The organism is Pseudomonas sp. Pme6b (genome assembly GCF_058129925.1).
The window spans coordinates 5,086,930-5,113,281 of sequence record NZ_CM176704.1 but is presented as its reverse complement, the minus strand read 5'-3'; the positions used below and the strand labels follow the sequence as shown (position 1 = coordinate 5,113,281).

Annotated in this window: 22 protein-coding genes, 3 pseudogenes and 1 other annotated feature; of the genes and pseudogenes, 7 read left to right on the top strand and 18 right to left on the bottom strand. The window is 56.5% G+C overall.

The genetic code is table 11. The features are described from left to right. Positions 1–68: 68 nt before the first annotated feature. The 6 genes from AC4ANE_RS23215 to AC4ANE_RS23190 all read right to left on the bottom strand — a co-directional run bounded on the left by AC4ANE_RS23215 (position 69) and on the right by AC4ANE_RS23190 (position 6,249). Positions 69–1,349, bottom strand: coding sequence for a TRAP transporter large permease (locus AC4ANE_RS23215; protein WP_002556152.1), 1,281 nt, complete (start codon positions 1,347–1,349; stop codon positions 69–71). Beyond that, complete coding sequence (locus AC4ANE_RS23210) at positions 1,350–1,877, bottom strand: TRAP transporter small permease (protein ID WP_002556153.1); 528 nt, start codon at positions 1,875–1,877, stop codon at positions 1,350–1,352. It abuts the gene before it with no gap. A gap of 62 nt (positions 1,878–1,939) precedes the next feature. After that, positions 1,940–2,965, bottom strand: a complete 1,026-nt coding sequence (locus AC4ANE_RS23205; RefSeq protein ID WP_002556154.1) for a TRAP transporter substrate-binding protein — start codon at positions 2,963–2,965, stop codon at positions 1,940–1,942. Positions 2,966–3,021: 56 nt separating this feature from the next. Continuing rightward, positions 3,022–3,906, bottom strand: a complete 885-nt coding sequence (locus AC4ANE_RS23200) for a glucurono-1,5-lactonase (RefSeq protein ID WP_002556155.1) — start codon at positions 3,904–3,906, stop codon at positions 3,022–3,024. Between the two features lie 55 nt (positions 3,907–3,961). Further along, positions 3,962–4,789 (bottom strand): NAD-dependent epimerase/dehydratase family protein, encoded by an 828-nt coding sequence (locus AC4ANE_RS23195; protein ID WP_031595880.1) that lies wholly within the window; start codon positions 4,787–4,789, stop codon positions 3,962–3,964. Between the two features lie 191 nt (positions 4,790–4,980). After that, a complete protein-coding gene (locus tag AC4ANE_RS23190) occupies positions 4,981–6,249 on the bottom strand; it encodes an OprD family porin (RefSeq protein ID WP_031595879.1) in 1,269 nt (422 codons plus the stop codon). Between the two features lie 464 nt (positions 6,250–6,713). On the opposite strand from AC4ANE_RS23190, the gene budC reads away from it, so the two are divergent. Further along, positions 6,714–7,478 carry a meso-2,3-butanediol dehydrogenase gene (budC, locus tag AC4ANE_RS23185; RefSeq protein WP_002556158.1) on the top strand — a complete coding sequence of 255 codons (765 nt, stop codon included), beginning with the start codon at positions 6,714–6,716 and terminating at the stop codon, positions 7,476–7,478. A 63-nt stretch (positions 7,479–7,541) separates the two neighbouring features. On the opposite strand, the gene AC4ANE_RS23180 is transcribed toward budC, so the two are convergent. Further along, positions 7,542–8,246: a methyl-accepting chemotaxis protein gene (locus AC4ANE_RS23180; protein WP_369812070.1), complete on the bottom strand. Its 705-nt coding sequence runs from the start codon at positions 8,244–8,246 to the stop codon at positions 7,542–7,544. Positions 8,247–8,444: 198 nt separating this feature from the next. Beyond that, a pseudogene (locus tag AC4ANE_RS23175) lies at positions 8,445–9,463 on the bottom strand (methyl-accepting chemotaxis protein); the annotation flags it as partial. A 253-nt stretch (positions 9,464–9,716) separates the two neighbouring features. On the opposite strand from AC4ANE_RS23175, the pseudogene AC4ANE_RS23170 reads away from it, so the two are divergent. Next, positions 9,717–10,814, top strand: a pseudogene (locus AC4ANE_RS23170) (cache domain-containing protein); the annotation flags it as partial. 45 nt (positions 10,815–10,859) lie between these two features. After that, positions 10,860–11,720, top strand: a complete 861-nt coding sequence (locus AC4ANE_RS23165; RefSeq protein WP_369812069.1) for a methyl-accepting chemotaxis protein — start codon at positions 10,860–10,862, stop codon at positions 11,718–11,720. Positions 11,721–11,797: 77 nt separating this feature from the next. Here AC4ANE_RS23165 and AC4ANE_RS23160 read toward each other — a convergent pair whose 3' ends face one another. Then, positions 11,798–12,061, bottom strand: coding sequence for a hypothetical protein (locus AC4ANE_RS23160; RefSeq protein ID WP_005747060.1), 264 nt, complete (start codon positions 12,059–12,061; stop codon positions 11,798–11,800). A gap of 316 nt (positions 12,062–12,377) precedes the next feature. On the opposite strand from AC4ANE_RS23160, the gene AC4ANE_RS23155 reads away from it, so the two are divergent. From AC4ANE_RS23155 to AC4ANE_RS23140, 4 genes are all read left to right on the top strand, one after another. Further along, positions 12,378–13,877 carry an ATPase domain-containing protein gene (locus AC4ANE_RS23155; protein WP_057446336.1) on the top strand — a complete coding sequence of 500 codons (1,500 nt, stop codon included), beginning with the start codon at positions 12,378–12,380 and terminating at the stop codon, positions 13,875–13,877. Further along, on the top strand, positions 13,867–14,673 hold the full coding sequence (locus AC4ANE_RS23150) for a hypothetical protein (protein ID WP_460408543.1): 807 nt from the start codon (positions 13,867–13,869) through the stop codon (positions 14,671–14,673). Before AC4ANE_RS23155 ends, AC4ANE_RS23150 begins: the two co-directional genes overlap by 11 nt. Before the next feature lie 12 nt (positions 14,674–14,685). After that, positions 14,686–15,908, top strand: a protein-coding gene (locus tag AC4ANE_RS23145; RefSeq protein WP_095178853.1) for an IS3-like element IS51 family transposase whose coding sequence is annotated in 2 segments (ribosomal slippage) — positions 14,686–14,971 and positions 14,971–15,908 — 1,224 coding nt in all. Because the reading frame shifts where the segments join, the coding sequence is not laid out codon by codon here. Further along, positions 14,964–15,080: a sequence feature (AL1L pseudoknot), on the top strand. It overlaps the preceding gene by 117 nt. 60 nt (positions 15,909–15,968) lie before the next feature. After that, entirely contained in the window at positions 15,969–17,531 is a 1,563-nt protein-coding gene (locus AC4ANE_RS23140; protein ID WP_460408541.1) for a hypothetical protein, read from the top strand. Positions 17,532–17,853: 322 nt separating this feature from the next. Here the strand turns inward: AC4ANE_RS23140 and AC4ANE_RS23135 are convergent, their stop codons facing one another. The 9 genes and pseudogenes from AC4ANE_RS23135 to AC4ANE_RS23095 all read right to left on the bottom strand — a co-directional run bounded on the left by AC4ANE_RS23135 (position 17,854) and on the right by AC4ANE_RS23095 (position 26,238). Then, a complete protein-coding gene (locus AC4ANE_RS23135; RefSeq protein ID WP_002552109.1) occupies positions 17,854–18,744 on the bottom strand; it encodes a hypothetical protein in 891 nt (296 codons plus the stop codon). Between the two features lie 93 nt (positions 18,745–18,837). After that, a complete protein-coding gene (locus AC4ANE_RS23130) occupies positions 18,838–21,738 on the bottom strand; it encodes a DUF927 domain-containing protein (protein ID WP_002552110.1) in 2,901 nt (966 codons plus the stop codon). Beyond that, the gene (locus AC4ANE_RS23125) at positions 21,735–22,013 is read right to left on the bottom strand and encodes a DUF3077 domain-containing protein (protein ID WP_002552111.1); all 279 of its coding nucleotides are present in this window, start codon (positions 22,011–22,013) and stop codon (positions 21,735–21,737) included. Before AC4ANE_RS23125 ends, AC4ANE_RS23130 begins: the two co-directional genes overlap by 4 nt. Beyond that, entirely contained in the window at positions 22,010–22,291 is a 282-nt protein-coding gene (locus AC4ANE_RS23120; protein ID WP_057442812.1) for a hypothetical protein, read from the bottom strand. Before AC4ANE_RS23120 ends, AC4ANE_RS23125 begins: the two co-directional genes overlap by 4 nt. After that, positions 22,288–22,446 carry a hypothetical protein gene (locus AC4ANE_RS23115; RefSeq protein ID WP_002552112.1) on the bottom strand — a complete coding sequence of 53 codons (159 nt, stop codon included), beginning with the start codon at positions 22,444–22,446 and terminating at the stop codon, positions 22,288–22,290. The genes AC4ANE_RS23120 and AC4ANE_RS23115 overlap by 4 nt, the downstream gene beginning before the upstream one ends. A gap of 455 nt (positions 22,447–22,901) precedes the next feature. Then, positions 22,902–23,511 (bottom strand): annotated as a pseudogene (locus tag AC4ANE_RS23110) (hypothetical protein). Continuing rightward, positions 23,508–23,789 (bottom strand): helix-turn-helix transcriptional regulator, encoded by a 282-nt coding sequence (locus tag AC4ANE_RS23105; RefSeq protein WP_002552114.1) that lies wholly within the window; start codon positions 23,787–23,789, stop codon positions 23,508–23,510. Before AC4ANE_RS23105 ends, AC4ANE_RS23110 begins: the two are co-directional and overlap by 4 nt. Before the next feature lie 90 nt (positions 23,790–23,879). Further along, the gene (locus AC4ANE_RS23100) at positions 23,880–24,725 is read right to left on the bottom strand and encodes a hypothetical protein (protein WP_031598275.1); all 846 of its coding nucleotides are present in this window, start codon (positions 24,723–24,725) and stop codon (positions 23,880–23,882) included. A 271-nt stretch (positions 24,726–24,996) separates the two neighbouring features. Then, positions 24,997–26,238, bottom strand: coding sequence for a tyrosine-type recombinase/integrase (locus AC4ANE_RS23095; RefSeq protein WP_005771380.1), 1,242 nt, complete (start codon positions 26,236–26,238; stop codon positions 24,997–24,999). Positions 26,239–26,352: the final 114 nt, after the last annotated feature.

Here is a 26,352-nt window from a genome sequence, read left to right as displayed (position 1 = left end):
TTGGCTGGACAACAGAGGTGCGTACCGGAGCGGTTTCAAGCGCTCCGGTAGCGTTGCAGCTGGAGACGTTAGAGCACGACGCTCGGCAGCCACAGTGAGATTGCGGGAATGTAGGTGACCAGCATCAGCACCACAAACAGCGCGACATAGAACGGCAGCAAGGCTTTCACGGTGGCTTCAATGGTGACTTTGCCCACCGCGGCACCGACGAACAGCACCGCACCCACCGGTGGTGTTATGAGCCCGATCCCCAGATTCACCAGCATGATCATGCCGAAGTGCACCGGGTCGACGCCGACACCGACGATGACCGGCAACAGGATCGGAGTCAGGATCAGAATCAGCGGGGCCATGTCCATCACGGTGCCCAGCAGCAGCAACATGACGTTAATGCACATCAGGATCACGTAGCGGTTATCTGACAGGGTCAGGAATGCCGTGGTGATCTTCATCGGGATTTCCATCAGCGTCAGGATGTAACCGAAGCTGGCGGCAAAACCGATGAGGATCATCACGATGGAAATGGTCCGTGCGGCCCGGTGCATCAGCTTGGGCAGATCGCGCCATTTGTAGTCGCTATAGATGAACATGGTGACGAAGAACGCCCAGAGCACGGCAATGGCTGCCGACTCGGTGGCAGTGAAAATCCCCGATAGAATGCCGCCGAGAATAATGACCATGGCCATCATGCCCCAAAGCGCTTCACCGGCAATTTTTAGTGCCTGGCGCAGCGGGATCACTTCACCGTTGGGGTAGTTGCGCTTGCGCGCGAAGATCATGCACAGGCCCATCATCACTGCGCTGAGCAACAGACCCGGCATGATCCCGGCCATGAACAGCGAAGCAATCGATACCGTACCGCCTGCCGCCAGTGAATAGAGCACCGAGTTATGGCTGGGTGGCGTCAGCAAGGCCTGAACCGAGCCGCTGACGGTCACTGCCGTCGAGAAGTCCCGAGGATAGCCGTTGCGTTCCATTTCCGGGATCAGCACTGAGCCTACCGAAGCGGTATCGGCCACCGAGGAACCCGAAATCGCGCCGAAGAAAGTGGATGCCACAATGTTGACCAGCGACAGCCCACCGCGCACGAAACCCACCAGCACAGCAGCAAAGGCGACCAGCCGTCGTGACATGCCGCCTTCGGCCATGATTGCCCCGGCCAGCACGAAGAATGGAATCGCCAGCAGCGAAAACTTGTTCACGCCGCCTGCAATCTGAATCATCAGCGCATCGGCCGGAATATCGATCCACCAGGCGCCTATCAGGGCCGAAAGCCCCAGCGCATAGGCAACAGGCATGCCGATTAGGATCAATGCTATGAAGCTGCCCAGCAGTATAAAAGCGTCCATTTATGCGGCACCTTCGCTTTCTTCAATGACATCGAAGCGCATCACCGCGCGATGACTCTGGTCGCCCAGAAACAGTCTTTCCAATACGAAAATCAGGGTTACGATGCCGCCGATGGGGATTGGCAGGTAAGTGATGCCGACCCTCAGAAACGGTAGCTCGCCGACAAACTGATTCCACGTGGTAGCGCACAGCTTGAAGCCCTTGAAGATCATGAACAGGGCCACGATTGCCATCAGGATCTGCACGACCATCGAGGCGCTGCGACGCACCTGTTGCGGCATACGGTCCACGGCCATCGAAACGGCCATATGTGCACCGGCGCGGTAACTGGCGGCAGCGCCGAAGAAGGTAAATACCACCATCAGCAAAATGGCCGTGGGTTCCGGCCAGCTGGAGCCGCTGCCGAGTATGTAACGGGCAAAGATGCCCCAGGGGATGATCAGGGTCATGATCAGCACCGACAGACCGGCAATGCCGATGCAGACCCGATAAATCGTGTCGTTGATGCGCAATAGCGTATTTTTCATTGGGCTCACCACTGCGGCGGCGAACGAGCTTTCACTCATTCGCGCAGCATAATCGGACAGGCTTATTGGGCCGCTTGGGTGCTCGGTGCAGCCAGTGCCGGATTGGTCTGGACCGCTTCGATGCGGCTGATCAAATCCTTGTAGGGCGCACCGAATTTGTCACGCACCGGCTGGGTGGCGTCGTAGAAGGCTTTCTTCTGCTCCGGCGTCAGGGTGATGAACTCCACGCCAGCAGCCTTGAGCTTGGTTTCGGCATCGGCTGACGACTTGTCCCACAGCGCGCGCTCCTCCATCTGCGCTTCACGCGCGAGCTTTTTCACCAGCGCCTGTTGCTCCGGCTTGAGCTTCTCCCAAGTGGCTTTCGCCATCACGATGGGCTCGGGCAGAATCAAGTGCTCGGTAATCGTGAAGAACTTCGCGTTCTGGTAGTGGTTGTGCTGGAAATAGGTCGGCGGGTTGTTTTCCGCACCATCGATCACGCCGGTTTGCAGGGCGCTGAAGATTTCGCCAGTGGCCATGGCGATGCCGTTACCGCCCATGTCGTTGATGGTTTCGATGAATACCGGGTTGCCCTGAACACGGATCTTCATGCCTTTGAGGTCGGAAATCTGGCGTACCGGTTTCTTCGTGTACAGGTTGCGGGTGCCGCCATCCATCCAGGCCAGTGCGACCATATTGAATTGCGAGTTGGTGATCTTGTCGAGAATTTCCTGGCCGATCTCGCCGTCGATAATCGTGCGCATGTGCGCTTGATCACGGAACACGAACGGCAGGTTGAAGACGTTGACGTCCGGCACGACCGGGCCGACGATGCCCAGGCTGACACGGGTCATCTGCACGGCACCACTCTGGACCTGTTCAACGACTTCCTTCTCGGAGCCGAGCACGCCGCCAGCGTACATCTTGAAGGTAATCTCGCCCTTGGATTGCTCTTCGAGCTTCTTGCCCATGTTCTGTTCCGCCACGACCGGCGCATAGCCTGCGGGGTGAACCTCGGCGAACTTGATTTTGACTTCTGCCTGAGCCATGCCTGACACGCAGAAGGCCAACGGAAGTGCAGCGATGAGAAGCTTGCGTTTGAAATCCATGGATATCTCCGATTTTGTTATTTTTGGTCGAGCTATGGGATTTTCGTTGGGCACTGTCAGCCCTGAAACACGGGTTCCTCCAGGCCTTTGACACCAGGGCGCAAAGCGAACAGACCACCGGCGAATGGGTGGTCGCTGATATCGCCACCCGGGCGAATGGACGTTACGAATAAGGTATCGAGATTGGGGCCGCCAAAAGCGCACATGGCCGGTTTTTTAACCGGCACGACCAGCGAGCGGTCGAGTTTTCCGTTGGGCGTAAAACGGTGGATCAGGCCCGCGTCATTGCCGCAGATCCAGTAGCAGCCATCGGTGTCGATTGCTGCACCGTCAGGGCGGCCCAGGTGGTGGTTCATGTCCACGAACAGGCGACGGTTGTGCGGCGTGCCGCTATCGGTGTCGTAATCGAAAGCCCAGATCTTCTGCACGCTGGGATGCGAGTCGGACAGGTACATGGTCTTGCCGTCCGGGCTGAACGCCAGGCCGTTGGGGACAATGAAGTCCTTTAAATGTGCATCGAGTGTCTTCTGCCCGGCGCTGTAGCGATACATCGCACCTACCACTGCGCCTGCTGCCATGTCCATCAGCATGGTGCCGGCCCAGAAGCGTCCTTGTCGGTCGCATCGGCCATCGTTGAAGCGCATGCCTGTCTGTGCATGTTCGACGCTTGCCAGAAGAGTACTGATCAGGCTGCCGTCTTCGCAGGGCTGCAGATGATAAATGCCGTCTTCCATCCCCGCAATCCAGCCGCCGCGGCTGTCGGCTGCGATGCAGGCCAGCATCTGCGGCGCTTTCCAGGTGCGTATGCTGCCGTCGGCGAAACTCCAGCGCTGCAGCGTACCTTTCGGAATATCTACCCAGTACAACGCCTGGTCACGTGCGCTCCAGACCGGGCTTTCGCCTGTGGCGTTTTGTGCATCGACAATCAGTTCGGCATCCATGACAGGTCGTATCTCCAACGTCTGCAAGCAGAGTTCTTCAACAGGTAGGGGCTGTTTATTGATCGCCGAAGGGGCCTGAGGCCACAAACGCACCGCCCTGATAAACCATCGCCGGGTCGTCAGCCGCAGGCTCCGGTTGGGCTTCAACCTTGGCGCGGAAAACTTCCGAGCTGTCTTTGGGGGTGTAGTCCAGTTTGCTGGCGAAACGGTTGTCCCACCATACGGTCTTGTTGTCCGAAACACCGTAGACCACGGTATGACCGACGTCTGGCGTGTACAGGGAGCGCTCGATCAACTGGGTCAGGTCGCCAAAGCTCAGCCAGGTGCTCATCATTCGACGGTTCTGCGGTTCAGGGAACGACGAGCCGATGCGGATGCTGACGGTTTGGATGCCGTAACGATCGAAGTAGAAGCTGGCCATGTCTTCGCCGTAGGACTTGGACAGACCGTAGTAGCTGTCCGGGCGGCGCGGGGAGTGCGCGTCGATGGTTTCGGTCTGCTTGTAGAAACCGATCACGTGGTTGGAACTGGCAAAGATCACGCGTTTCACGCCATGACGACGGGCCGCTTCGTAGATGTGGAACACACCGCAGATGTTGGCACCGAGGATTTCCTCGAACGGCCGTTCGACTGATACACCGCCGAAGTGCACTATCGCGTCCACACCTTCGATCAGGCGGTATACGGCGTCCTTGTCAGCCAGATCGCAGACCTGAACTTCTTCACTGTCGTCTACCGCCGGTGCCATCTCGGCAATGTCGGACAGGCGTAGCACGTTTGCGTAGGGGCGCAGTGTTTCGCGCAAGACCTTGCCCAAGCCACCTGCCGCACCGGTCAGCAGGAGGCGATTGAAGGGAGTTTGAGTGGTATGAGCCGATGCCATGAGAAAAGTCCCGATTGTTATTTTTGTCATCTGTTGTCGTATGACTTGCCGAATTATCGACACCGCATACGCTGATTGTCAACGCGGCCAAAGTATAAAAACGACCTGTGTGCCCGCCTGTGCAGACACATTTGTAACAAGGCAAAACCTGCCCCTGTAGATGGGCTTTCAGGCAGGCTTTGCCACAGGTTTCACAGCAGCGAAATAGGGTAGCTGATGAATACGCGGTTCTCGTCGAACTCATTGGTGCTGAAATCGCGACGCAGGCTGGAGTTGCGCCATTTGACGTTCAGGTTCTTGAGTGCACCGCTTTGTACGGTATACGCCAGTTCAGACTCTCGTCCCCATTCCTTGCCGTCGGTGATGTTGCCGGTATGCACATTGTCGCCGCTGATATAGCGGTTCATCAGGGTCAGGCCGGGTACGCCGAGCACTGCGAAGTTATAGTCATGGCGTAACTGCCAGGACTTCTCCTTGGCGTTGTCGTAACTGGAGTTGTAACTGTCGTTGGCCAGCGTGCCGCCGCTGGTGCCGTTGACGCGCATCCACGCCGTATCGCCGGTGAGCTTTTGCAGGCCGACATAGAACGTGCTGCCGCCATAGCGCGCCGAGAGCAATGCGTAAGCGGTCTTGTTGTCGAGGTCGCCGGCCAGTTTGTTTCCGTCTTCCTTGCCGATGAAGTAACCCAGGTTGGCCCCCAGGGTCCAGTCGCCGACCGGCTGGCTGTGCAGCAGGTTGAAAAACTGCTGCTGGTAGATGTCCTGCAGCTCCGAGTACCAGACACCTACCTGGGTATGCTTGTCGTTGAAGACATACTCGCCGCCGCCGAAGTTGAAGCGATCGGACGTGAACGCGCCTCGGCCGTTCATCGACATGTCTTCCATGCTTGCATCGTTGCGCGGGCTATTGCCGCGGAATTGCCCGCCATACAGCGTCAGGCCGTCGATTTCCTTGGACGTCACCTGGCCACCGCGGAAAGTCTGCGGCAACGAACGACCGTCATCGGAGCGCAGAATCGGCAGCACCGGCATCCATTCGCCGACTTTCAGTTCGGTTTTGGAAACCCGCGCCTTGCCTGCAACGCCGAGACGGCCGAAATCATCGGCCGGGCGACCGTCGCTGTGGATCGGCAGCAACTGAGTGCCCCCTGTGCCTTTGCCACCATCGAGCTTGAGCGAATACAGGCCCAGCACGTCAACCCCGAAACCGACCACTCCTTGGGTGAAGCCCGACTTGGCGTCGAGAATAAAGCTTTGTGTCCATTCCTCGGCTTTGCTCTGCGGAGCTGCGCTGTTGGGAAAGGCCGGGTTGGTGAAGTTGCGGTTGAAGTACGCATTACGCAGCGTAAGTGTGGCTTTGGTATCGTCGACGAAACCCTCTGCCATGCCGAGCATCGGGAAAATCAGTGTCATGCCGCCAACACCCATCAGGATGCGTGAGCGGGAGGTGTGAAATGTCATTATTGTTTTGCTCCCTTGTTTATCGAAACCGTCCTCTTTTCTGGCCGCGCGCAAGCAGCAGCCGACACCTTTGAGGATTACGTGATGCCTGTTGCCAGGCATGGCCTCGACCGACAGACGGCCGAGTACCGTTCGCCATGTATCAGCGAATGTTATGAATCTGAAAGGATGTCGGGTGCTGCGAAACTGTCGGAACAGATGAAGCTTCGATAATCGGTGGAGCAGACGTACAGACGAGAGTTTTCATGGTTGGCCCAGTCTTGTTTTTATTTTTGGCGTTATAGGTTGTCGTACAACCGCAGTGATATTTGCAGCGCAGTCTCGATTTGTCAACGCGCTGTTAGTCGAGGTTTACCGATTCACCTGATTTTAACCCCTCATAAAGCAGTGAATGATTTGGACTGAACGCTGCGTGCAACCGGGCAGTCCACCTCATAACCCCATTATTTTTTTGGAGCTGCTGCATGAATCGTTTTACCCAGAAAGTTGTTGTGGTGACCGGGGCCGGTTCCGGAATCGGCGAAGCCACCGCCAAGCGTTTTGCCCAAGAGGGTGCAAGAGTTGTACTGGTAGGCCGTAATCGCGACAAGCTGGACAAAGTCGCCGCGCAACTGGCGGGCGAAGGTCATTTGGTCCGTGCTACCGATGTGGCGGACCCAAGCGATGTGGAAGCGCTGTTCAAGGAAGTCGCCACGCACTTTGGGCGTCTGGATGTGCTGGTCAATAACGCCGGTATCGTCAAGTCCGGCAAAGTCACCGAGTTGGGCGTAGATGACTGGAAAGAACTGATGTCAGTGGACCTGGATGGCGTGTTCTATTGCACCCGTACCGCCATGCCGGCGCTGATCGCCAGTAAAGGCAACATCATCAACGTCTCGTCGGTTTCCGGCCTGGGCGGCGACTGGGGCATGAGCTTCTACAACGCGGCCAAAGGCGCAATCACCAATTTCACCCGCGCGCTGGCGATGGACCACGGTGCCGACGGTGTGCGCGTCAACGCCGTCTGCCCGTCACTGACTCGCAGCGAGCTGACTGAAGACATGCTCGGCGACAAGGCACTGATGGCCAAATTCATGGAGCGCATCCCGCTGGGACGTCCAGGCGAAGCTGAAGATGTCGGCGATGTCATCGCCTTTCTGGCAAGTGAAGACGCACGCTTCGTGACTGGCGTGAATTTGCCGGTGGATGGCGGATTGTCAGCGTCCAACGGACAGCCGCCGCAGGCGTGACTGTCAGGAGTGCAGAAACAATCAAGCCCGGTAAAGACCGGGCTTGATGTCAACGCTGGGTGATCAGATCCGGAAGTGGCTGACCATCGTTTGCAATTGCCCGCCCAGGCGCGCCAGTTCGACGCTGGAGGCAGCGGTTTCTTCGCTGGCCGAAGCGGTCTGCTCGGAGACATCGCGCACGTTGACGATGCTGCGGCTGATTTCCTCAGCTACGGCACTCTGCTCCTCGGCGGCGGCAGCGATCTGCTGGTTCATTGCCTGAATGTTGGAGACCGTCTGGGTAATACTGCCCAGCGATGTACCCGCCTGACGGCTGAGCTGTACGCTGCTGACGGTCAGTTCGCGGCTGCTGAGCATGATGCTGGACACTTGGCGCGTGCCGCTTTGCAGGGCTGCAACCAGTGTTTCAATCTCGACTGTGGACTGCTGCGTGCGTTGTGCCAGGCCGCGGACTTCGTCGGCAACCACGGCAAAACCACGCCCGGCTTCCCCGGCACGGGCCGCTTCGATGGCTGCGTTGAGGGCCAGCAGGTTGGTTTGTTCGGCCACAGCCTTGATGACGTCCATGACCTTGCCGATCTTGTCGCTTTCCTGCTCCAGCTGGTTCATGGCATCGGCCGAGCGACCCACTTCGTTGGCCAGACGCTCGATCTGCACAATCGCTTCGCCCACGACTTTGTCACCGTCGCGCGCTTCGCGGTCGGCGTTGGACGCTGCCTGCGAGGCCTGTTCGGCGTTACGAGCCACTTCTGCAACCGTTGCCGACATCTCATGCATGGCGGTGGCCACCTGGTCGGTTTCGACTTTCTGGCTGTTGACGCCGGCGCTGGTCTGCTCGGTAACCGCTGACAGCTCTTCGGCGGCACTGGCAATCTGCACAACGCTGTCGCGGATACCGCCAATCAGCTCGCGCAACGTGCTGCCCATGCGTTGAATGCCTTGCTGCAGAACGCCCAACTCGTCACGACGAGTGACTGCCAGGGTCTGGGTCAGGTCACCTGATGCAATACGGTCGACCACTGCCAGAGTTTCCTGCAATGGACGGGTAATCTGCCGGGTGATTATCACCGCTGCAATCATGCCCAGAATAATTGCCAGCAGCGTACAGGTGATCTGCGTGGTGCGAGCCTGTGCGCTTTCCTGATCGCGGCGATCCAGTTGCAGTTGGTACATGGCTTCGCTGATCTTGACGATATCCTGGCCCTGTACGGTCATCTCCTTACGAGCCTGAGCGATGTCGGCAGTTGCGGCCTTGAAGCTCTGCAGGGCTTTGCGGTACGCGGCCAACGAGGTTTCCAGCTGCTTGAGCTGATCAGCCTGGGTGCCGCTGAACGTCGTTTTCAGCGTGTCCAGATCCTTGATGGCAGAATCCAGCATTGCAACGGCGGTCTGTTCAGTTTCTGCCGTAGGGTTGGTGGTGTAGCCACGCACCTCATAACGCGCGAGCCTGAGGTTTTCCTTTGCATCGGTGACGATCTGGTATTGCTCGAACCGATTGGCATCGGCAGGGTCCATTTTTTTCACTTCAGCCTGAAGCAGCTCAAACACATCAATGCTTTTGTCAGCATTCGTGCTCAGCTCATCACGCGCCACAATGCTGGCCTTGTACCCGCCGCGCATGCTGTTCAGCGATTTCTGGTAGTCAGCGATCACCACTCCCAGTTGCTCGAGCATTTTCACGTTTTCGGGACTTTTGAACGAGGTCAGCAGCTTTTGCTGATAGTTCTTGAAGCCGTCCAGCGAGACCTGAACGGTCTCTGCGACTTTCTCGTCGCCGTCAGCGACCATGTATTGCAGACGGGTCACACGCAGTTTGGTCAACTGGGAGTTGAGCGAAGTAATGTCACTCATCCAGTTGCTGCGATTGATCAGTCCGCTCATGCTGGTCCAGCCAGTCAGCGCAAGAATCGCAGTAAAAACAAGTACTAGACGAAACCGAGGGCCAGTTTCATATTGACGCTGATGTTTGCAAACCAGCTACTCATTGAATTCTCCAACAACAGCCATTTAAAGCAGTAGAGCCCCTGAAAGGCATGGCATACAGGTCAGGGGCAGGGGGTGGTATACAGACACTATCGGCAGGTGGTGGCCAAGCTGAAATAAAAAAAAGAGAAAGTTTCAAAACGCTTGAAATACTTTTTCAGGCCCTATCGTTCACGGCAATGCACCGCTATAAAGAATCGCTGAAAAGACTGAAATAGAGCGCCGCCTCTCATAGGGTGCGGCAAAATATTGTCTATGCTCGCGACAGTGGAAACCTTACCCGCTTCAGGTTCATTGCTTTTGCAGTGCGTGACATTTTTACGTCACAAGTTGTTCTGGCATCTGAGCCTTCTTCCCGTCACGTTGAGATGCTTTGTCATGAATTTGAAGTTTCGTCATAAAATTCTTCTGGCTGCGGCCGGTGTTGTGGTGTTGGCCTTTGCCTTGTTCACCCTTTACAACGACTACCTGCAACGCACCACCATCAATCAGAACCTTGAGTCCTCGGTGGGCCAGGCGGGTCAGTTGACGGCCAGCAGCGTGCAGAACTGGCTGAGCGGACGCATTCTGGTGCTGGAAAACCTCACCCAGAACGTAGCCTTCCAAGGGGTCAATTCCGACCTGAGCGGACTGGTGTCGCAGTCTTCGCTGGTGTCGACCTTTCAGTTCACCTACGTCGGTGACAGCAAAGGTGTGTTCACCCAGCGGCCCAATGTCGATATGCCGGCTGGCTACGATCCACGTCAGCGGCCCTGGTACAGGTCCACCGTCGACGCCGGCAAAACCATTCTCAGCCCGCCTTATCTGGCTTCCGTGGGCGGCCTGGTGGTGACTATCGCCAGCCCGGTCAAGACTGCAGGCCAGATAACTGGCGTGGCTGGCGGTGACCTGAGCCTGGACACGCTGGTCAAGATCATCAACTCGGTGGAGTTCGGCGGGCTCGGTTACGCCTTTCTGGTCAGTGGGGACGGGCAGATCATTGTCAGCCCGGACAAGGAACAGGTGATGAAAAACCTCAAGGACGTCTACCCGGGCCAGCCCCTCAGTCTGGATGCGCGCCTGCGTGAGGTCACGCTCAATGGTCAGCAGAGGTTGCTGTCGTTTACCCCGATCACCGGGCTGCCTTCGGCCGACTGGTACATTGGTCTGTCGATCGACAAGGACAAGGCTTATGCACCGTTGAGCCAGTTCCGCAGCTCGGCGATGGTCGCCGTACTGATTGCGGTGGCCGTGATTGCCTTGCTGTTGAGCCTGCTGATCCGTGCGCTGATGCGGCCGCTGACCGACATGGGTCGTGCGATGCAGGACATCGCCCAGGGCGAGGGTGATCTGACCCGCCGTCTGAGCATTCAGGGCAAGGACGAGTTTGCCGAGCTGGGTGGCTCGTTCAATCAGTTCGTGGAGCGCGTGCACGCGTCCATCGCTGAGGTCTCCTCCGCAACACTGCAGGTGCATGACCTGTCGCAGCGAGTGGTCAATTCCTCCAACTCTTCAATCGTCGGCTTTGACGAGCAGAGCGCCCGTACCAACAGCGTTGCCGCTGCGATCAACGAACTGGGCGCGGCCACTCAGGAGATCGCCCGCAACGCCTCGGACGCTTCGATTCAGGCCAGTGAGGCCCGCACCCAGGCTGAAGACGGTCAGGTGGTGGTCGAAAAAACCATCCACGCCATGAGTACGTTGTCCGCCAAAATCAGCGACTCGTGCACGCAGATCGAGCAGCTTAACGCCAGTACCGACAACATCGGCCACATTCTGGACGTGATCAAAGGCATCTCGCAGCAAACCAACCTGCTGGCGCTCAACGCTGCCATCGAAGCGGCCCGTGCAGGTGAAGCCGGACGTGGTTTTGCCGTGGTTGCCGACGAGGTGCGCAACCTTGCTCATCGCACGCAGACATCGGCTGATGAAATTCACAAGATGATCGGCGGGCTGCAAACCGGGTCTCAGCATGCCGTGCTCAACATGAATGAAAGCCAGGTGTCGAGTCAGGAAAGTGTCGAAGTTGCCAATCAGGCGGGCAGTCGTCTGCGCGATGTAACGCGCCGCATTGGTGATATCGATGGCATGAACCAGTCGGTTGCTGCTGCCACGGAAGAGCAGACCGCGGTTGTGGAAACACTCAATATCGATATCAACCAGATCAACACACTTAATCAGCAAGGTGTGGCCAACCTTAATGAAACCCTCAAGGATTGTGCCGCGCTTTCGCAACAAGCCGGTCGTTTGAAGCAACTGGTCGACAGTTTCAAGATCTGACCGTACATCCAGTAACAGAGGTCGGACCCTTTATACGGGGTCCGACTATAAAAGCCTGCTCGGTGGCAGGCTTTTTTTCACAGATCTTTTTTAACCTCTTTATCGACATGCTTGTCAGCCTTGTGACGTTCCTTGTCATCATGCTTTGCACCTTTGTCGACCTCGTCAGCATCATGCTTGACGCCCTTGTCCACTTCTTTGGCGTCATGATCAACACCCTTATCCAGTTCACGGTTATCGTGTCGGACGCCCTTTTCCAACTCACTCTCTGCAAACGCCGCGGGCGCCACAGCGCCAGCGAGGAAGAGAGCGGCAGTCATTGAGAGTACGAGTTTGCGCATGTTTTGCTCCTTGTGAAAAATGCTGGCCCTTCATTAACCATCAATTTCCAGCATAGACCAGACAGACGACGTTGAGGGCTGTGATTCAGCTTCGCAAGCCAAGAAGTTTAAGCACCGTCAGTCCACATAAACATTCGGACTGTAGCTTCATTGCATCCTCGGGAATGCTATTGGTTTCAATCGACGAAATAGCCCTCCTTCAAAGTTTGATTTATTTTGGAAACGGCTCATCTGCCAATGGCGCAGCTTTCAAGGTGGCCCCATACTGACGGGCCTTACACTTACACGTGCTCTCACATTTTCCCTTGAGGCTAAAATGACTCTACCTCGTCCGATTGTCTCGACGGGCAATGCCGGATTTGACTCGATCCTTAAGGGTGGTCTACCGAGCAACAGGCTTTATTTACTCGAGGGTACGCCTGGAGCAGGAAAGACGACGCTGGGTCTCCAGTTCTTGCTCGATGGGGTGAAGGCCGGTGAGTCCGTGTTGTACATCACGCTTTCAGAAACCAGCGAAGAGCTTGAAAGCGTCGCTCACTCACATGGCTGGTCATTGGACGGCATTGATTTGTTTGAGTTTTCCTCAACAGAGGAAGTACTGGGCGATGAGTACGAGCAGTCTATCCTGCATCCGTGGGAGGCGGAGCTGGGCGATACCATCAAGCTTATTCAGCAGCGAGTCGATAAACTTCAGCCCAGACGGCTAGTCTTCGACAGCCTCTCCGAGATGCGGCTTCTGGCTCAGGATCCTCTGCGTTATCGTCGCCAGGTGTTGGCGCTCAAGCAATATTTTGCAGGTCGGGATATCACGGTCCTGCTTGTGGACGATCTCACGGCTTCTTCGGGTGAACGCGATAACCATCTGCATAGCTTATGCCACGGTGTGATCACGCTTGAGAGGCTGACGCTGGATTTCGGTGCCGCCCGCAGGCGACTTCAGGTGCAAAAGTTACGAGGCGTTGACTTTGTCGCAGGCTTTCATGACTTCACTATTCGCAGAGGTGGATTGGAGGTGTATCCGAGGTTGATTGCGGCCACTCACCATGTCCCATTCAGAGCGGAGCCTGTGCCTAGCGGTGTCAAGGAACTGGACGACTTGTTGGTCGGTGGCCCGCTCAGGGGAACCAGTACCTTGGTCACAGGGCCTGCTGGCTCTGGAAAGACCACCGTTACCCTTGCCTATCTGGCGGCAGCCTGCGCACGAGGTGAAAAATGCACCATCTACGAATTCGATGAGCGCATTGCTACTTTGATCTCCCGGGCAGACAGCATGGGCATGGAGTTAAGTCGCCACGTATCGAGCGGTCAGTTGATCATCCAGCAAATCGATCCTGCCGAGATTTCTCCCGGGGAATTTGCGTGGCGGGTTCGCACAGAGGTCGAAGAGCGCGGCAGTACCATGATCGTTGTCGATAGACTTAACGGCTACATGGCGGCGATGCCACAGGAACAGCAACTGATCTTGCAGATGCACGAGTTGCTTTCATACCTGAGCCAACTGGGCGTCGTTACGTTCTTGATCAATCCTCAGCATGGGCTGGTAGGGTCGATGTCAACCAACCTGAATATTTCCTATGTCGCGGACTCTGTCATCCTCATTCGTTTCTTCGAGGCGCAGGGACGTTTGCGCAAGGCCATCTCTGTTCTGAAACATCGCACCGGAGCCCATGAGGATGCGATTCGCGAACTCCGGATTGATTCCAGGGGTATTCGCGTCGGTGCGCCATTAGTCGATTTCCGCGGCGTGTTGACGGGTACTCCAGAGTATTTCGGTGCCAACCTTCCGCTGATGGAAGAGCGCAAGCGTGGCGACTGAGCAATTCTCTGAACGCAAAACCCTGATGATTGTGGCTCCCTTCAAGGGAGATGCAATCAGCCTCGGTAAACTGCTTGGCGATATTTACCCCGTTCAAGCTCACCACGACCTGGCCTCGCTTTCAATCGCTCTGGGTGAAAGCACTGGTCTGGTGATACTCACGGAGGAGAGCCTTTCCGGGGATGTGCTGAGTTTCGGAAACGCTTTGGACCGGCAACCGGGATGGTCGGAGATCCCCGTCATCTTGCTCGCGTCGAATAAAGGTCGTTCTGGGCGAGACACCGAGATGGCCAGGCGCAGGCTGCCAAAATCGGCAGGACATGTGATCGTCCTGGAGCGCCCTCTCAGCTCATCCTCGTTATTGAGCGCGATCGCCGCGGCCTGGCGAGCCCGTGAGCGTCAGTTCGAGATGCGGCAAAGTCTCACTCAATTGGCTGAAGAAAGAACCCGGTTGCAGATCCTGCTCGAAAATATTCCGGTTGGAGTGTGCTTCATGGACACACAAGGGACCTCCCTGGTGAGCAATCCTTTGTATCGCCAATATGTGCCGGAGAATGTGATTCCTTCCAGACAGACAGATGGCGCTGCACGATGGGTAGGGCTCGATGCGCAAGGTCAGCGCCTGGAGCCCGACATGTTCCCTGGTGCCAGAGCTCTGAGAGGCGATGCGGCAACCGGCGTGGACTTTTATCATCGCCAGGATGCAGGTCGGGAATCATGGATGCGTGTCAGTGCTGTACCTCTGTATGACGAAAAACTGAACCGCCCCGGGTTTCTCGGAGACTCCAACCTTTGAGAGGATGGAGCGATGAAAAAACTACCGAAGTATTCCCCAGAGGTCCGTGAGCGGGCCATCAGGATGGTTTTCGAACACCTTCCTGAGTACGAGTCGCAGTGGGCCACCATCAGTGCCATTGCCCCCAAGATCGGCTGCACGCCCGAGACATTACGGCTGTGGGTTCGCCAATCTGAGCGCAACAGCGGCCAGCGTGATGGGCTGAGCACAGTCGAACGTGAGCGAGTCAAGCTCTTGGAGCGTGAGAACCGTCAGTTGCGTCAAGCTAACGAGATCTTGCGTAAGGCCTCAGCCTATTTTGCCCAGGCGGAGCTCGACCGCCCATTCAAACGATGAAGACGTTTATTGATGAAAACCGCCAGTCTTACGGGGTCGAGCCGATTTGCAAGGTGTTGCCAATCGCCCCGTCGACGTACTACCGGTACGCTGCTCAGCAGGCTGACCCCAGCCAGCAGTCAGCGCGTGCGCAGCGTGACCAGGAACTGGGTGAGCACATCCAGCGAGTCTGGGATGAGCACTTCCAGGTATATGGCGTGCGCAAGGTCTGGCGACAATTGCTGCGTGACGGACTGCAAGTCGCCCGCTGTACGGTGCAACGTCTGATGGGAGAGCTGGGCCTGCAAGGCGTGGTACGCGGCAAGCCCGTCAAGACGACGGTCAGCGACCAAGCCAGGCCGTGCCCGCAGGATCATGTCAACCGTCAGTTTGTGGCTGAGTGCCCGAACGCCCTATGGGTATCGGACTTTACCTACGTCAGTACCTGGCAGGGTTTTGTTTACGTGGCCTTCATCATTGATGTCTTTGCCCGATTCATCGTCGGTTGGAAGGTGTCCAGTTCAGCGCGTACCGATTTTGTACTCGATGCACTGGAGCAAGCCCTTTACGCCCGTCGCCCAGTCAAGCAGGGTGGACTCATTCACCACAGTGACCGTGGCGTGCAGTACGTGTCCATTCGCTATACCGAGCGTCTTGTCGAAGCCGGTATTGAGCCATCGGTCGGGAGTGTCGGTGACTCTTACGACAATGCTTTGGCTGAGACCATCAATGGTCTTTACAAGGCTGAAGTGATTCATCGACGCTCTTGGCCCACACGGGGGGCGGTGGAGCTGGAAACCCTGAAATGGGTGGACTGGTTCAATCACCGCCGCCTGCTGGAGCCAATCGGTCATATTCCACCGGTCGAAGCAGAAGCAATCTATTATCAGCAACTCACCGAGTCTGCCCAGGTGGCATGACTCAAACAAAAGGGTCTCCGAGAAACCCGGGGCGGTTCAATCGAAGGTCAACTAGGTCGTGTGAGTCAGTCTTTGACTTGGTACCACTTATCTCAACTTGTCTCTCAAGCGGTGGATGAAAAGCTGTGGACAGAAAATCAGAAAATGAATTATGAGGTTCTGATTGGTCAGCTATTTCTCAATGCTAATTTTTCAGACGTTGAAAAAATAGCCTGGCTGCCGGACAAGCTGAATCAGTTGGATCTAGGGCTCAGCGCAGATGCGCTATTGGTATGCTTAGGCCATGAAGATAAAGCGGGGCCTGAGGGTGAGCCAATTGATTTTCACCTCATGAACATGTGGCGCAGTATCGATATGGGCGCTCCGGTGGCCCCGCTCGACCTTTATCTGGATCGCTGGACAACCATAAGCTCCTGTATCCTGGGTTGTAAGGTGTCTGTGTCCTTCCCGGTAAAGTCTCCATGCATTGAGTTAGCGCAGCAATTGCTTGCTGTGCTGGAGAGCTTCTGCGCACCGATGATGGCAGATCATGCAACGGCTACAGTACCCGCCGTGAACATTGATATCTTATTGGAAGATGAGGATGGCTTCATACTGCAGCACAGCTTCGACACCGCTGCGCAGGTGACCTCTGCTGAGATCCTCTGTTCACCGTTCAGCATTGCCAGTTTGACCGATGAACAACGAGATACGATCAGGCAATTTTACAGTGAGTTTTGCCTTCACTTTGTGTCCATTATTTGCCCTCAAATAAGCTGGTCGAAAATCGAAGAGATGCTGCGGAAAGACAAGGCCTTGGAGCGATCAGTTATCTTCAATTGTAATATTGGATTGGACAGCTATTTTATGGGGCGTAATGCTGTACTTGGCATCGAGTCTCATCAGGATGACGCCTTAGAATTTTACAAGCCAACTCGGCGCGTAACTTGGCATGAGCACCACAATATAGAACCTATGGACTGGCCCTCTAAATCTGATGAGCCTGAGGAGCGTCCAAAACATCCGTTTCAGTTTTCAACAATGAAGCATAGAGAGCTTAAAGTTGTTTCTATAATCCAAGAAAGCCTGTGGAGTCAAGCCGGCTGGAGGGGTTTAGGCTTTCAGACATGCGAAGGCGAAGTTCCAGTGCTGATATTCGGCTTCGAAAATGCCGCTATCGGACATAAGATATTTGAGAATATCGCAAAAACTATCGGAGACAAAGATTCCAACAATACCTTGCGCATCGCATTGATACGGGGTATTGACAGTCAGAACCCTGCGCATTATCGCGTGGCTGTTACAAGTAATCTTGAACGATTTTGTGATGGGGCTTCAAAAATCCAAACTGCACTGTCTAGGCTACATACCATGACGCCGAGTTCTTCTGGAAATATTGAAAGATTTTTGAAGGATTACGAAGTGCATAAGAAGTGTCATGTTGCTACGGTGAATGCCAAGGGTAAGCTCGTTAGCCATTTGATAACTTCTGGGGTTGTTGTCATGCATGCCTGGGAGATCGACGAAAACGACCAGGAGATTTCGGCTATTCAGCCTGACGACGATGTCTTTATTCCGATAAGCATGGAAAACCCTCCAATCAGCCGTGCGCTGGCGAAGATTCGATCATTTGAAGGCAGATGAGGGGTTGTGATCTGCCCCATGCATCCCATCAACGGCGCCGGGGAGCCTTGTGCCTTTGTGACGAACGACGTATTCAGATGAAGCCAGACTGATCCGAGCATCCGCTAATGGCCGAGAGCAAACTGTGACTAGATAGGTAGAGAGCCGCACATCCTGTGGAGCATTATCTTGATGCGATGGGCAAGGAATATTTTGTATTTCCAGTAAAGCGTCGACATCAAAAAGGGCCCGTCTGGGCCCTTTTTCAGGTGAAGCGGCTTTATTTCTTCAGCCATACCTCGACGACATCAGCGCCGTGTTGTTCACTGCTTTCATCTGTTCGTTACTCCAGTTGGCTCACGAGTGCAACCTGTTGATGTGTCGAGATATTGTTGAGCTGAAGCAGATCCTGCGCGCCGTAGTTGCGCGCTCGGCCGGATAGTTCATGCCACGTCCAGTTCCCGACAGTTTCGCCTTCCTGCGGAACCGCCAGTTTCAACAGGCTCACTTGATCAAGGCCGAGCAGGTTGTAATTTGCCCACAGCCTTCCGCCCACATCGAAGAGTGCCTTAGCGGCTTCGTTCCATTTCTCTTCCAGCACTGTTTGAGAAAGCCACAGGGCGTCGCGCTCTATGCCTCTGTGCTTTTCCTGTGCTTCGGCGATGTATCGATCCACGGTGAGCAGCTCCTGCTCCAGCGCGGATAGAATCAGGCCTTGTCGACGATCATGTTCGGCAGCGGTTGCCAGGTTTTTTGCGGCTTTTTGCGCATCGGCGTTGGCGGTCTTTTCGCCTTCGGTGTCGCCCCATGCGACGGCCTGTGCATACGCAGTCGCGGCGTTCGTTTCGGCCTGCCGGGCTTTGGCCATGTCCTCTACGGCCTGTTGTTTGATCTGTTCAAGACGGGTGCTGAGGCTCTGACGTTTTTCATTCAGCTCCTGCTCATCGGCTTTCCAGGTGTTCATGGCCTCGATGTAACCCGCCATCAAGGAATGGCTGTTGATAAGGGTCTCGCGGCGATTGATCTTCCGATCCAACAGGTCCGCATTGTGCTTGCGCGCATCGAAACGCGTTTTCAGCTCGTTGTACTTGTCGCGCAGTTCGCGCTCCTGGGCAGGCTCAATGGACTGCTCATTTTCCAGCGCTGCTTCAAAAGGCAGCATCTGGGTATGCAACTGATCAGCCTCTTTCAGCAGTTGATCGCGGCGGTCTTTCAGTTCTTGGATCTCGTTCATGTGTCTGGTCTCTGTTCAATTCGATAGGGAGTTGGTTGTGTGGCTGGCGAGGCCGGGAATCAGCCGGCGCTACCTCGATCAGCGGGGATGCACTCAGGCAGCCCGAGCCTCGCTTTCAGCCAATCCCGGAATCGTCTTCACGATGTAGCAACGTTGCGTGCCCAGCCCGGGCAAGCGCACCAGACTCGATGCCTTGCCGTCGTTCCCCGGCTCAATGACACCGCGCTGCAGCAGCTCCTTGTTCACCGCATTGATGTTCATGCCCCGGAAGATCTCCGAGCGCCAGGACTCGGGCAGCACGTAATACGTGTTGGTGGTGTGCAGGGCGTCGCCCAGACCGTGTTCCATCGTCTTGCGAAAGCCCAGCCGGTCGATGGTGCGCGGACCGTGTTCATCGATCTTTGCCGCTGCCGATTCCCAGCGGGTAAATCGGCTCTCGCCGAACCGCTCGATGACCTGGCGCAGTCGCGACACGATTGCGTCACCTTCGAAGTTACCGACGCCGCCACGCTCGTTCATCCATGCATTGAGGCACACCCGAGCAGCGGTGGTGGCTGTGCCGTCGGGCCAGCCAGTTATCCCCATCGCGGTGGCCAGCTCACCCGCTGCGGCGGCGAGGCCAAAGCGAGCGGCGGCACGGTGAGCTTGTCCGCTGGCCGACGCGGGTAACGATTGGGCGATAAAGCCTTCCAGCGTGCGGCGCAGGATGGCGGACCAAGCGTGGCGTTTGTCGGGCTCACACAGCGCTGTGAGAAAGGCGGTGAGCGGTGTGCCGTAGTATTTCGCGACTCGTGCTTTGAGTGCGTCGGACAGCGCTGCTGCATCATCGAAACCGTTCAGGGTATCGAACATGCCCAAGCCTTTGCTGGCATCGGCGGGAACGGCGAGCATGCGTACTTCCATGCCCGCTTTCAGCTCCTTGTTCGCTTCGGCCATGTGCTGGGCCAGCGTCTTCTCGCCAGTGGAGAGGAACAGCAAACGCCACTCCTGTACCTGCCGACCGGCCTGGCCTCGATCATTAGCCCGTGCCTTGCCAGTGCCATTGCCGAGCATGTAAACCGTCTCGCCGATGATGCGCGGATCGCACATGCCGATCTCATCCAGTACCAGAAGCCCGTCCGAGTGCGCAGCGGCGATGGATTCGAGTGCGTTGTCGGTCGAGCGCCAGGAACGTACCAGGCGCGGTCCGCCGTAGATCGATGCAGCGACCTGCAGGTGTGTGGTCTTGCCGCCCGAGCTGTCACCGTACAAGTGAAAGCCGCCCGACTCATGACCCAGCATGTGCAGCAGCGGGCCAGCGAGGGCCACGCCGACCACAAATGCCAGACGATGGTTTCCGATGCACAATGCGCCGATCTGCTCTTGCCATTGCTCAAGCGTGCCCGCCTCGCTGATCGGCGGAAGCTGAGAACCGGCCTCGTAGAAGTGCAGGTGTTCGCTGTGTACGCCGACCTGTTGTTCCGGCAGGAGAAAGGCGCTGTCGTGCCAGCCCAAGCGAGTGACCAGTCGAGCCCGTTGCGCGCTGTCGAAACCGCCGAGGTAACTCTGCAGGTCGTTACGTGCATTGCGGCCTGATCGACTGCCAGCCAGGCGCAGGCCCATGTCCACCAACGGGCCGAGTACGTCCTTGCCAAAATCGCCGGTCATGGTGCGCGCCGGAATGTTCCAGCGTTTCTTGGCTCCGTCGGGATCGTCGAACTCCACGAGCAAGCCCCAGTTGTGGCCTTTGTCGTCTCGGGTCCGGGCGAGGATTTCCAGAGGCGAACACACCGGGCGCGCTTCGCCGTCGTCGCCTGCGTAAAACACACCTTCGGGTGTCAGGCGAAAGCCACCGGGCATAAGGTCGTTTTTTGATTTCGCAGGGCGCTTGGCCGCTGGCTTTGCCTTCGCTTTCGGAGTGTGTTCGGGCTCCTCTGCTGCTGGTGTTTTCTCTTCCGCTCCAAACAGCTCGCCACTGCGCTCCAACTCGGCGAAATGGGCGGCTGTCCAGTCTTTGCCAGCGGCATCGGCGGCATCATCGCCGTCGTCCCATTGGCCACCTTTGGCGAAAGCGGCGCGTTCGTTTTTCATCGTAGGTTTGCGCTTGAATACCTCCAGCGCCATGACCCGGACTGAGCCTGCGCCTATTTCGCGCAGCTTGGTGGCGACAGCGTCCATGCAGGCTGTGCCGCTGGCGTCGTTGTCCGGCCACAACAGCACGTCGCGACCCTTGAGGGGTGTCAGGTCGGCTTTGTGCCAAGAGTTGGAACCGTTCGGCCAGCAGGTGGCCACGTAGTTCGGCATCAAATCAGCAGCTGCATCTGCGGCTTTTTCGCCCTCGCACAAGACCACCGGCGCATCGGCGCGCAGCGCCAGTTCATCCCGACGCAAAAGCGGTCGAGGTTCGGGCAGCCCTTGCCAGCGCCATTGGGTCGTTTCGCCGTCGCTGCGTTTGCACCAGGTCAGCGGCGCAAACACTTTCTTCGGTTTATCGTCTTCATCGGGGGCCAGGTCAAACCGGTACAACGCCATGAGCGGCTGGCCCTGATCATCGCGGTAAATCCAGACCTTGGACGGAGTGCCGTGCTGCCGATGTTTAACCGGGCACTTGTTCATCGCCTCAGTCGGGATCGGCTGAATGGCGATCCAGTCGGGGGCTTTGCTTTTGGCCGGTTCGGGCTTGGTCGGCGCGGAGTCAGCGGTTACGCCAAGCAAATCCGCCAGTTTGTTACAGGCCTCGACGTCAGTGCCGCCGTCGATGTAACGCACCAGGTCGATCAAATCGCCGCCCTTGTCGCCTGTTGCGAAGTCAGACCAGGTGCCTTTGCTAATACTGATTTTCAGAGAGCCCGCACGCTTGTCTGCGCGAGTGGGGTTTGCTGCGGTGTACTCCTTGCCGCCGTCTACTCGCTTCCCGTTGGGCAGCCAGTGAGCAAGGACCTTATCGATGTTGCGCAGTGCGGCAGTCTTTACCTGTGCGAACGAAGGGCGCTTTTTCGTGCCGGAGGCGCTCATGGGCGATCCTCCGTCGGGAACTGCAGGCTGGTGGTCACGTCATCAATGATGGCCTTGACCATATCGCCCAGGTAATGGGCAGCCCATGCAGCGCTGCTGTCGTCGTTCATCCCGGCTTGGAGCGTGAGTTTGTTGATGCAGTCAGTCAGCAGGGAGGCATGTTCCAGTGCCTCTTCGCACGAAATACCCGCATTGACGCTGAACAGTGCCTGATTTTGTGAGTTGCATTTGGCAAAGGTGGTGTGGCCTGCGGTGTTGCCTTGGAAAGCGCTCACAAGGCACCGCCTTGCGCAGGCTTGCGGCCCAGATCGTCCGCATGAAGCGCCAGAGTGCGTATCAAACCCAGCGTGCCGCGCACGTCCCAGAGGGCGGCGGCGATGACGTGGTTGGCCAAGCTCGGCCCGTCGTTTTCAAACTGATCTTCTAGCAGCAACAGCACCGAGCTGGCCCGGTCGACGGCGCAGGTGATGGCGTCGATGGGAATACCAGCGTCGGCTGCTGGGTTAACACAGAGCAGGTCTTCGGGCAGGGAGAAACTCAGGGCATTGTTCATTGGGCACCCCCTGCGGTTTCCAGAGCGCGTGCTTTGGTCATGTGAGCGTTGTAGCGGGCAAGGCGTGTAGCGAGGCTGGAATTGGCGTGTAAAGCGGCGAGAGCCATTGCGCGATGGGCAGCGGCGCGATTTTTGAACGGATTGAGACTGGGCATCTGGCAAAACTCCTATTGTTGAGGAGCTGCCACGGTTCGCCGTCAAACGAATTAGGGTGGCAGCTGTGTGTAGGTTGACGGACCGGGACAATAGGAACCCGGCAGACCCGAAGGTCTCCCACACACAGCCGCCATAAAACAGGAAAGCGGGCACAAAAAAAGCGCCTGCAATCGTAATGGGGGCGCCTGTGCGCCTATTGTTCATCGGGCCGTCAAACCCGGTCGCTGATTTTGCAGCGACGGCCAGAGAATAACGTCCGGTTTTGGGATGTGCAACTGTTTGAGCGACTTGCACTCGCGCTCGATGCGAAATACATTTGACGTGCATGTAGATTTACCTCAACGCCTCCGGTTGCCCCCGGAGGCGTTTTCATTTGTGCGTGCGCCGAACCTGCGACGTGATAGCCCGGTGTTCTGGCTCCAGATCGGGGCGAGCAGATTGGGGCGGGGAGGGCTCAAGCCACCTTTACTTCGGTATCAAAACAGCGGAGCGGGGACTTCGCCTTTCAGCCAGGCGAGAATTTTTCGATCTTCGTTACATCGGCGGCGGTGCATGACCGTCAGGTAGTCACGACGCTCGGCAATGCTCTGTTCGATGTAAGTCGCCCGGTCGTCTTGCAGACGCATTTCGCTGTGCAGCTTTTCGCTGTTGGCCTGTTCGGTGGCGAGATCGGTGGCCACGTAGTCCTGCCAAAACTTCGACTCATTGGCGAAGCCGCCAGACTGGTCGACCAGCCAGTAAGTCACCCAGTCATTGAGGCCGACCGTTCGCAATGCCCTACGGCGACCTTCCTTCATCGCGAAATGGCCAGTCCCATGCACGCTGGCGAACTCGCGGCGGATCGCATGCTTGCGAATCCACTCGGGCACATTCCAAGGGTTGGGTCTGAGAGGAAGAGCCAGGCCGTCTGCATTGAAAAAGATCGCTTCTTGCTCCAGGCCATTCCAGCTGACGCCCGCAATGGTGCGACTTTTCCAGTTGAGCTCGTCCGGCCTGTAGAGCTGGAACCCGATGCTGTAGGAGTCGATGAAAGGTCCGTCACCTTTTGGGATGCGATTGTTCATGCGGCCACCTGGTCGCGAGCAGCGATGCGGCCGCGCGCCCATGCCTGGACTTCGGAAAGCACCCAGGCGACAGGTGCGCCCCTTGATGTGCTGTCGCTGAGCTTGACGGGCTGTGGAAAGCAGGAGCCGGGCTGCTGCATGAGCTTGTAAATGGTTGAGCGCTTCATGCCCACAATTCCCTCTACCTCGCGCATGCGAATCAAGGTTGAGGCAGCGTCGAACAGCAGCGGAGCGTTGGCAGGTGTTTCGCGAGAGAACTCGGTTGCAGAGGTACTCATAGGGACAGCTCTCGATAGGTTTGGACTGACGAGAGCAATGATCTAGGCGAGGGATTTTAGCGGGCAGTTCACTTCCATTTGAAATTCTGGCTACAGGAGGTTGTGTTGCTTGAGAATCTCTTCAATCCTTTTACGTGTCAGCGGTTTCGACATTTCGAGAGTGGCCCAATCAGGACGATCGCTTTCCGGCTTGGTAACTTCTCTCTCAAACCAACGGTGCACGGTTGTGGTGACATAGCGACGCGACATGCCATTTTTCAGCAATCCAAGCGCGTAGTTCACGATAGCTTTATCACGCTGACTCATTTCGATTTTCCGATCTTTACCGCTGAGTACTCCCCCTTTTCGCCGAGTCGCCGCCTTGATGGCCTCAGCTACTGCGGGAGTTAGCTCGTCGTTGCGTAAGCTCGCCAGGTTCGTGATCGGCTCAAGGAATAGCGTATACAGATCAAGGGCGTTGATCCGTTCGTCTGGGCTCGCTTGCGATGACACGTACTCGCAGTAGAACTCCCACGGCCAGTCCGGCACCTTGCATGCCGGAGGGAAGGCATCTTGCTCGGCTGAGCGCATCCATTCACTTAGAGCTTCAAGTGCCTTTGCAGCGCAGGCCATTACATAGGCCGCGTGAGCTTGGTTATCTGTGGCGGAATCGCACCCGGTGAAATGACGAACCCAGTGGGCTACACGGGAGGACGCATCAGTCGAAGCGTACTGGAAAATTTGTTCTTCATGCTTGGTTGTGCGGATACACAAGGTGTCCAGGTCGCTATCGAACTCATCTGTTTGAATTCTTCGGCAGCATTTATCAATCAAGTTGCAGGCATCGATAATCTGCTCATCGCAAAGGCTGTAAAGTGGCTGAGCAGATAGATACCTGATCAGACTCGCCGTTGGTTTTGGCAGGGCATCTAGTTTTTGAACATGGTCTAACACCATGAGACCTGAACCTACGTCCATATCCCACGCCCTTTATTTGCGCAGTTAAGCCAGCGTGCAGCACGCTCTGTGCGACTCAGGAAGCGGCAGGCCACCAGCGGCAAAGGGGTCCCGGTCGTGTTACACGATTCAGCTACGTTACACACCGGGCGTAACTCTGATGCGATACGTGTAACTCTAAATAAATTCAATAAATTCAGATGGTTATGGTCTTTCGTTACACCTGAAACACGAGTTACACCGGTTTTGAGACGGGCACGGGTGTGGCCAATCATACTGCTTTCCCGAATTGTCCCTGAACAACATTACCCGCCGCGAGCTCATCAAGATGGTCGGCGTACCACTGCATCATTACAGCCCGTTGCTCCAGGTATTGAGCTTTGTTGTAAACGCCTCGTACGCCAGGCGCCTTGTGGCTCAGTTGAGACTCCACATGATCTGCGGGAAATCCGTGCTCATTGAGGATCGTGCTTGCGATATGTCGGAAGCCGTGTCCGGTCTGTCGGCCTTCGTACCCAAGACGTCTTAAGGCCATCAGGAAGACAGTATCGCTTCGGGGTTTGGTGCGGTCGCTTCGGCCAGGAAATAGAAGAGTGTATGACCCGGTGATTACGTAAAGTTGCTTGAGCGCGTCGATTGCCTGACGACTCAGTGGGACCAGATGCTCACGTCCCTTTTTGCGACCTTTTCGCTCAATCGGAACTGTCCATAGTTTTTTGGTTAAGTCGAACTCGGACCACGTCGCTTCGCGAAGCTCGCTAGGTCGAACGGCAAGTAACGTCAGAAGCTGTAGGCCAAGTTGAACGTCCTTTGCATGAGGATATGAGCTTATTGCCCTGAGCAGGGCGGGAAGCTCATCAGGCGAAACGTGGGCGTAGTTTTCAGCTTTACCAGAAGACAGAAATTTGTGAACACCTTCCAATGGGTTGTTCACGGCTCTGCCTGTCACACGAGCCAGGTCATAGACGTCTTTGCAATAAGCCCTGACCCTGCTCATCTGCTCAAGAATCCCTTGCTTCTCGAGACCTCTCAGCAGATCCATCCATTCCATCGACATAATCGAGATGAAAGGTCTTTTACCGAAAGATGGAAAAACGTGGCGCTCCAATGCGCCCATGACTCTTTTCGCTGTTCCTGCATCCCAGCTACTCATTCTGGATGCGTGCCACTCTCGTGCCATAGCCTCGAAGGTGTCGTTCGCGGCTTCAACATCAGCAGCCTTGCGGGCTTTTTTTGAGACGATGGGATTCTTCCCTTCGGATGCATCTGCTCGGAGCTCGCTCGCCTTCTGGCGTGCGAGGGCACCGCTGACTTCGGGGTATCCCCCTAGTCCAAGCCACGACCATTTGCCATCCGGTTTTTTGTAGCGCAGCTCCCATGACTTTTGACCATTTGGCTTGACCCTAAAGTAGAGACCAGAGCTATCCAGCTCTCTATACGCGCCAGCCTCAGGCTCAAGGCCTGCAAGGGTGGTGTCTGCGAGAGGGCGGCGTTTAATATCTGCGCGTTTCATCCATGTATGCCTCAGTTCAATTAATATTGAAGCATACACGTGGGCATACACGGCTGGGAAGGATAAGGGTAGACAGGGGTGGACAGCCAGACACAAGAAAGCCCGCACTGGGCG

Bases quoted from the DNA above. Each gene is read 5' to 3' on its own strand.
- AC4ANE_RS23135 (WP_002552109.1), bottom strand. From the start codon at position 18,744: ATGAACGAGATCCAAGAACTGAAAGACCGCCGCGATCAACTGCTGAAA.
- AC4ANE_RS23180 (WP_369812070.1), bottom strand. From the start codon at position 8,246: ATGTCGGCAACGGTTGCAGAAGTGGCTCGTAACGCCGAACAGGCCTCG.
- AC4ANE_RS23115 (WP_002552112.1), bottom strand. From the start codon at position 22,446: ATGCCCAGTCTCAATCCGTTCAAAAATCGCGCCGCTGCCCATCGCGCA.
- AC4ANE_RS23160 (WP_005747060.1), bottom strand. From the start codon at position 12,061: ATGCGCAAACTCGTACTCTCAATGACTGCCGCTCTCTTCCTCGCTGGC.
- AC4ANE_RS23195 (WP_031595880.1), bottom strand. From the start codon at position 4,789: ATGGCATCGGCTCATACCACTCAAACTCCCTTCAATCGCCTCCTGCTG.
- AC4ANE_RS23130 (WP_002552110.1), bottom strand. From the start codon at position 21,738: ATGAGCGCCTCCGGCACGAAAAAGCGCCCTTCGTTCGCACAGGTAAAG.
- AC4ANE_RS23215 (WP_002556152.1), bottom strand. From the start codon at position 1,349: ATGGACGCTTTTATACTGCTGGGCAGCTTCATAGCATTGATCCTAATC.
- AC4ANE_RS23205 (WP_002556154.1), bottom strand. From the start codon at position 2,965: ATGGATTTCAAACGCAAGCTTCTCATCGCTGCACTTCCGTTGGCCTTC.
- AC4ANE_RS23190 (WP_031595879.1), bottom strand. From the start codon at position 6,249: ATGACATTTCACACCTCCCGCTCACGCATCCTGATGGGTGTTGGCGGC.
- AC4ANE_RS23200 (WP_002556155.1), bottom strand. From the start codon at position 3,906: ATGGATGCCGAACTGATTGTCGATGCACAAAACGCCACAGGCGAAAGC.
- AC4ANE_RS23100 (WP_031598275.1), bottom strand. From the start codon at position 24,725: ATGGTGTTAGACCATGTTCAAAAACTAGATGCCCTGCCAAAACCAACG.
- AC4ANE_RS23210 (WP_002556153.1), bottom strand. From the start codon at position 1,877: ATGAAAAATACGCTATTGCGCATCAACGACACGATTTATCGGGTCTGC.
- AC4ANE_RS23105 (WP_002552114.1), bottom strand. From the start codon at position 23,789: ATGAGTACCTCTGCAACCGAGTTCTCTCGCGAAACACCTGCCAACGCT.
- AC4ANE_RS23095 (WP_005771380.1), bottom strand. From the start codon at position 26,238: ATGAAACGCGCAGATATTAAACGCCGCCCTCTCGCAGACACCACCCTT.
- budC (WP_002556158.1), top strand. From the start codon at position 6,714: ATGAATCGTTTTACCCAGAAAGTTGTTGTGGTGACCGGGGCCGGTTCC.
- AC4ANE_RS23155 (WP_057446336.1), top strand. From the start codon at position 12,378: ATGACTCTACCTCGTCCGATTGTCTCGACGGGCAATGCCGGATTTGAC.
- AC4ANE_RS23120 (WP_057442812.1), bottom strand. From the start codon at position 22,291: ATGAACAATGCCCTGAGTTTCTCCCTGCCCGAAGACCTGCTCTGTGTT.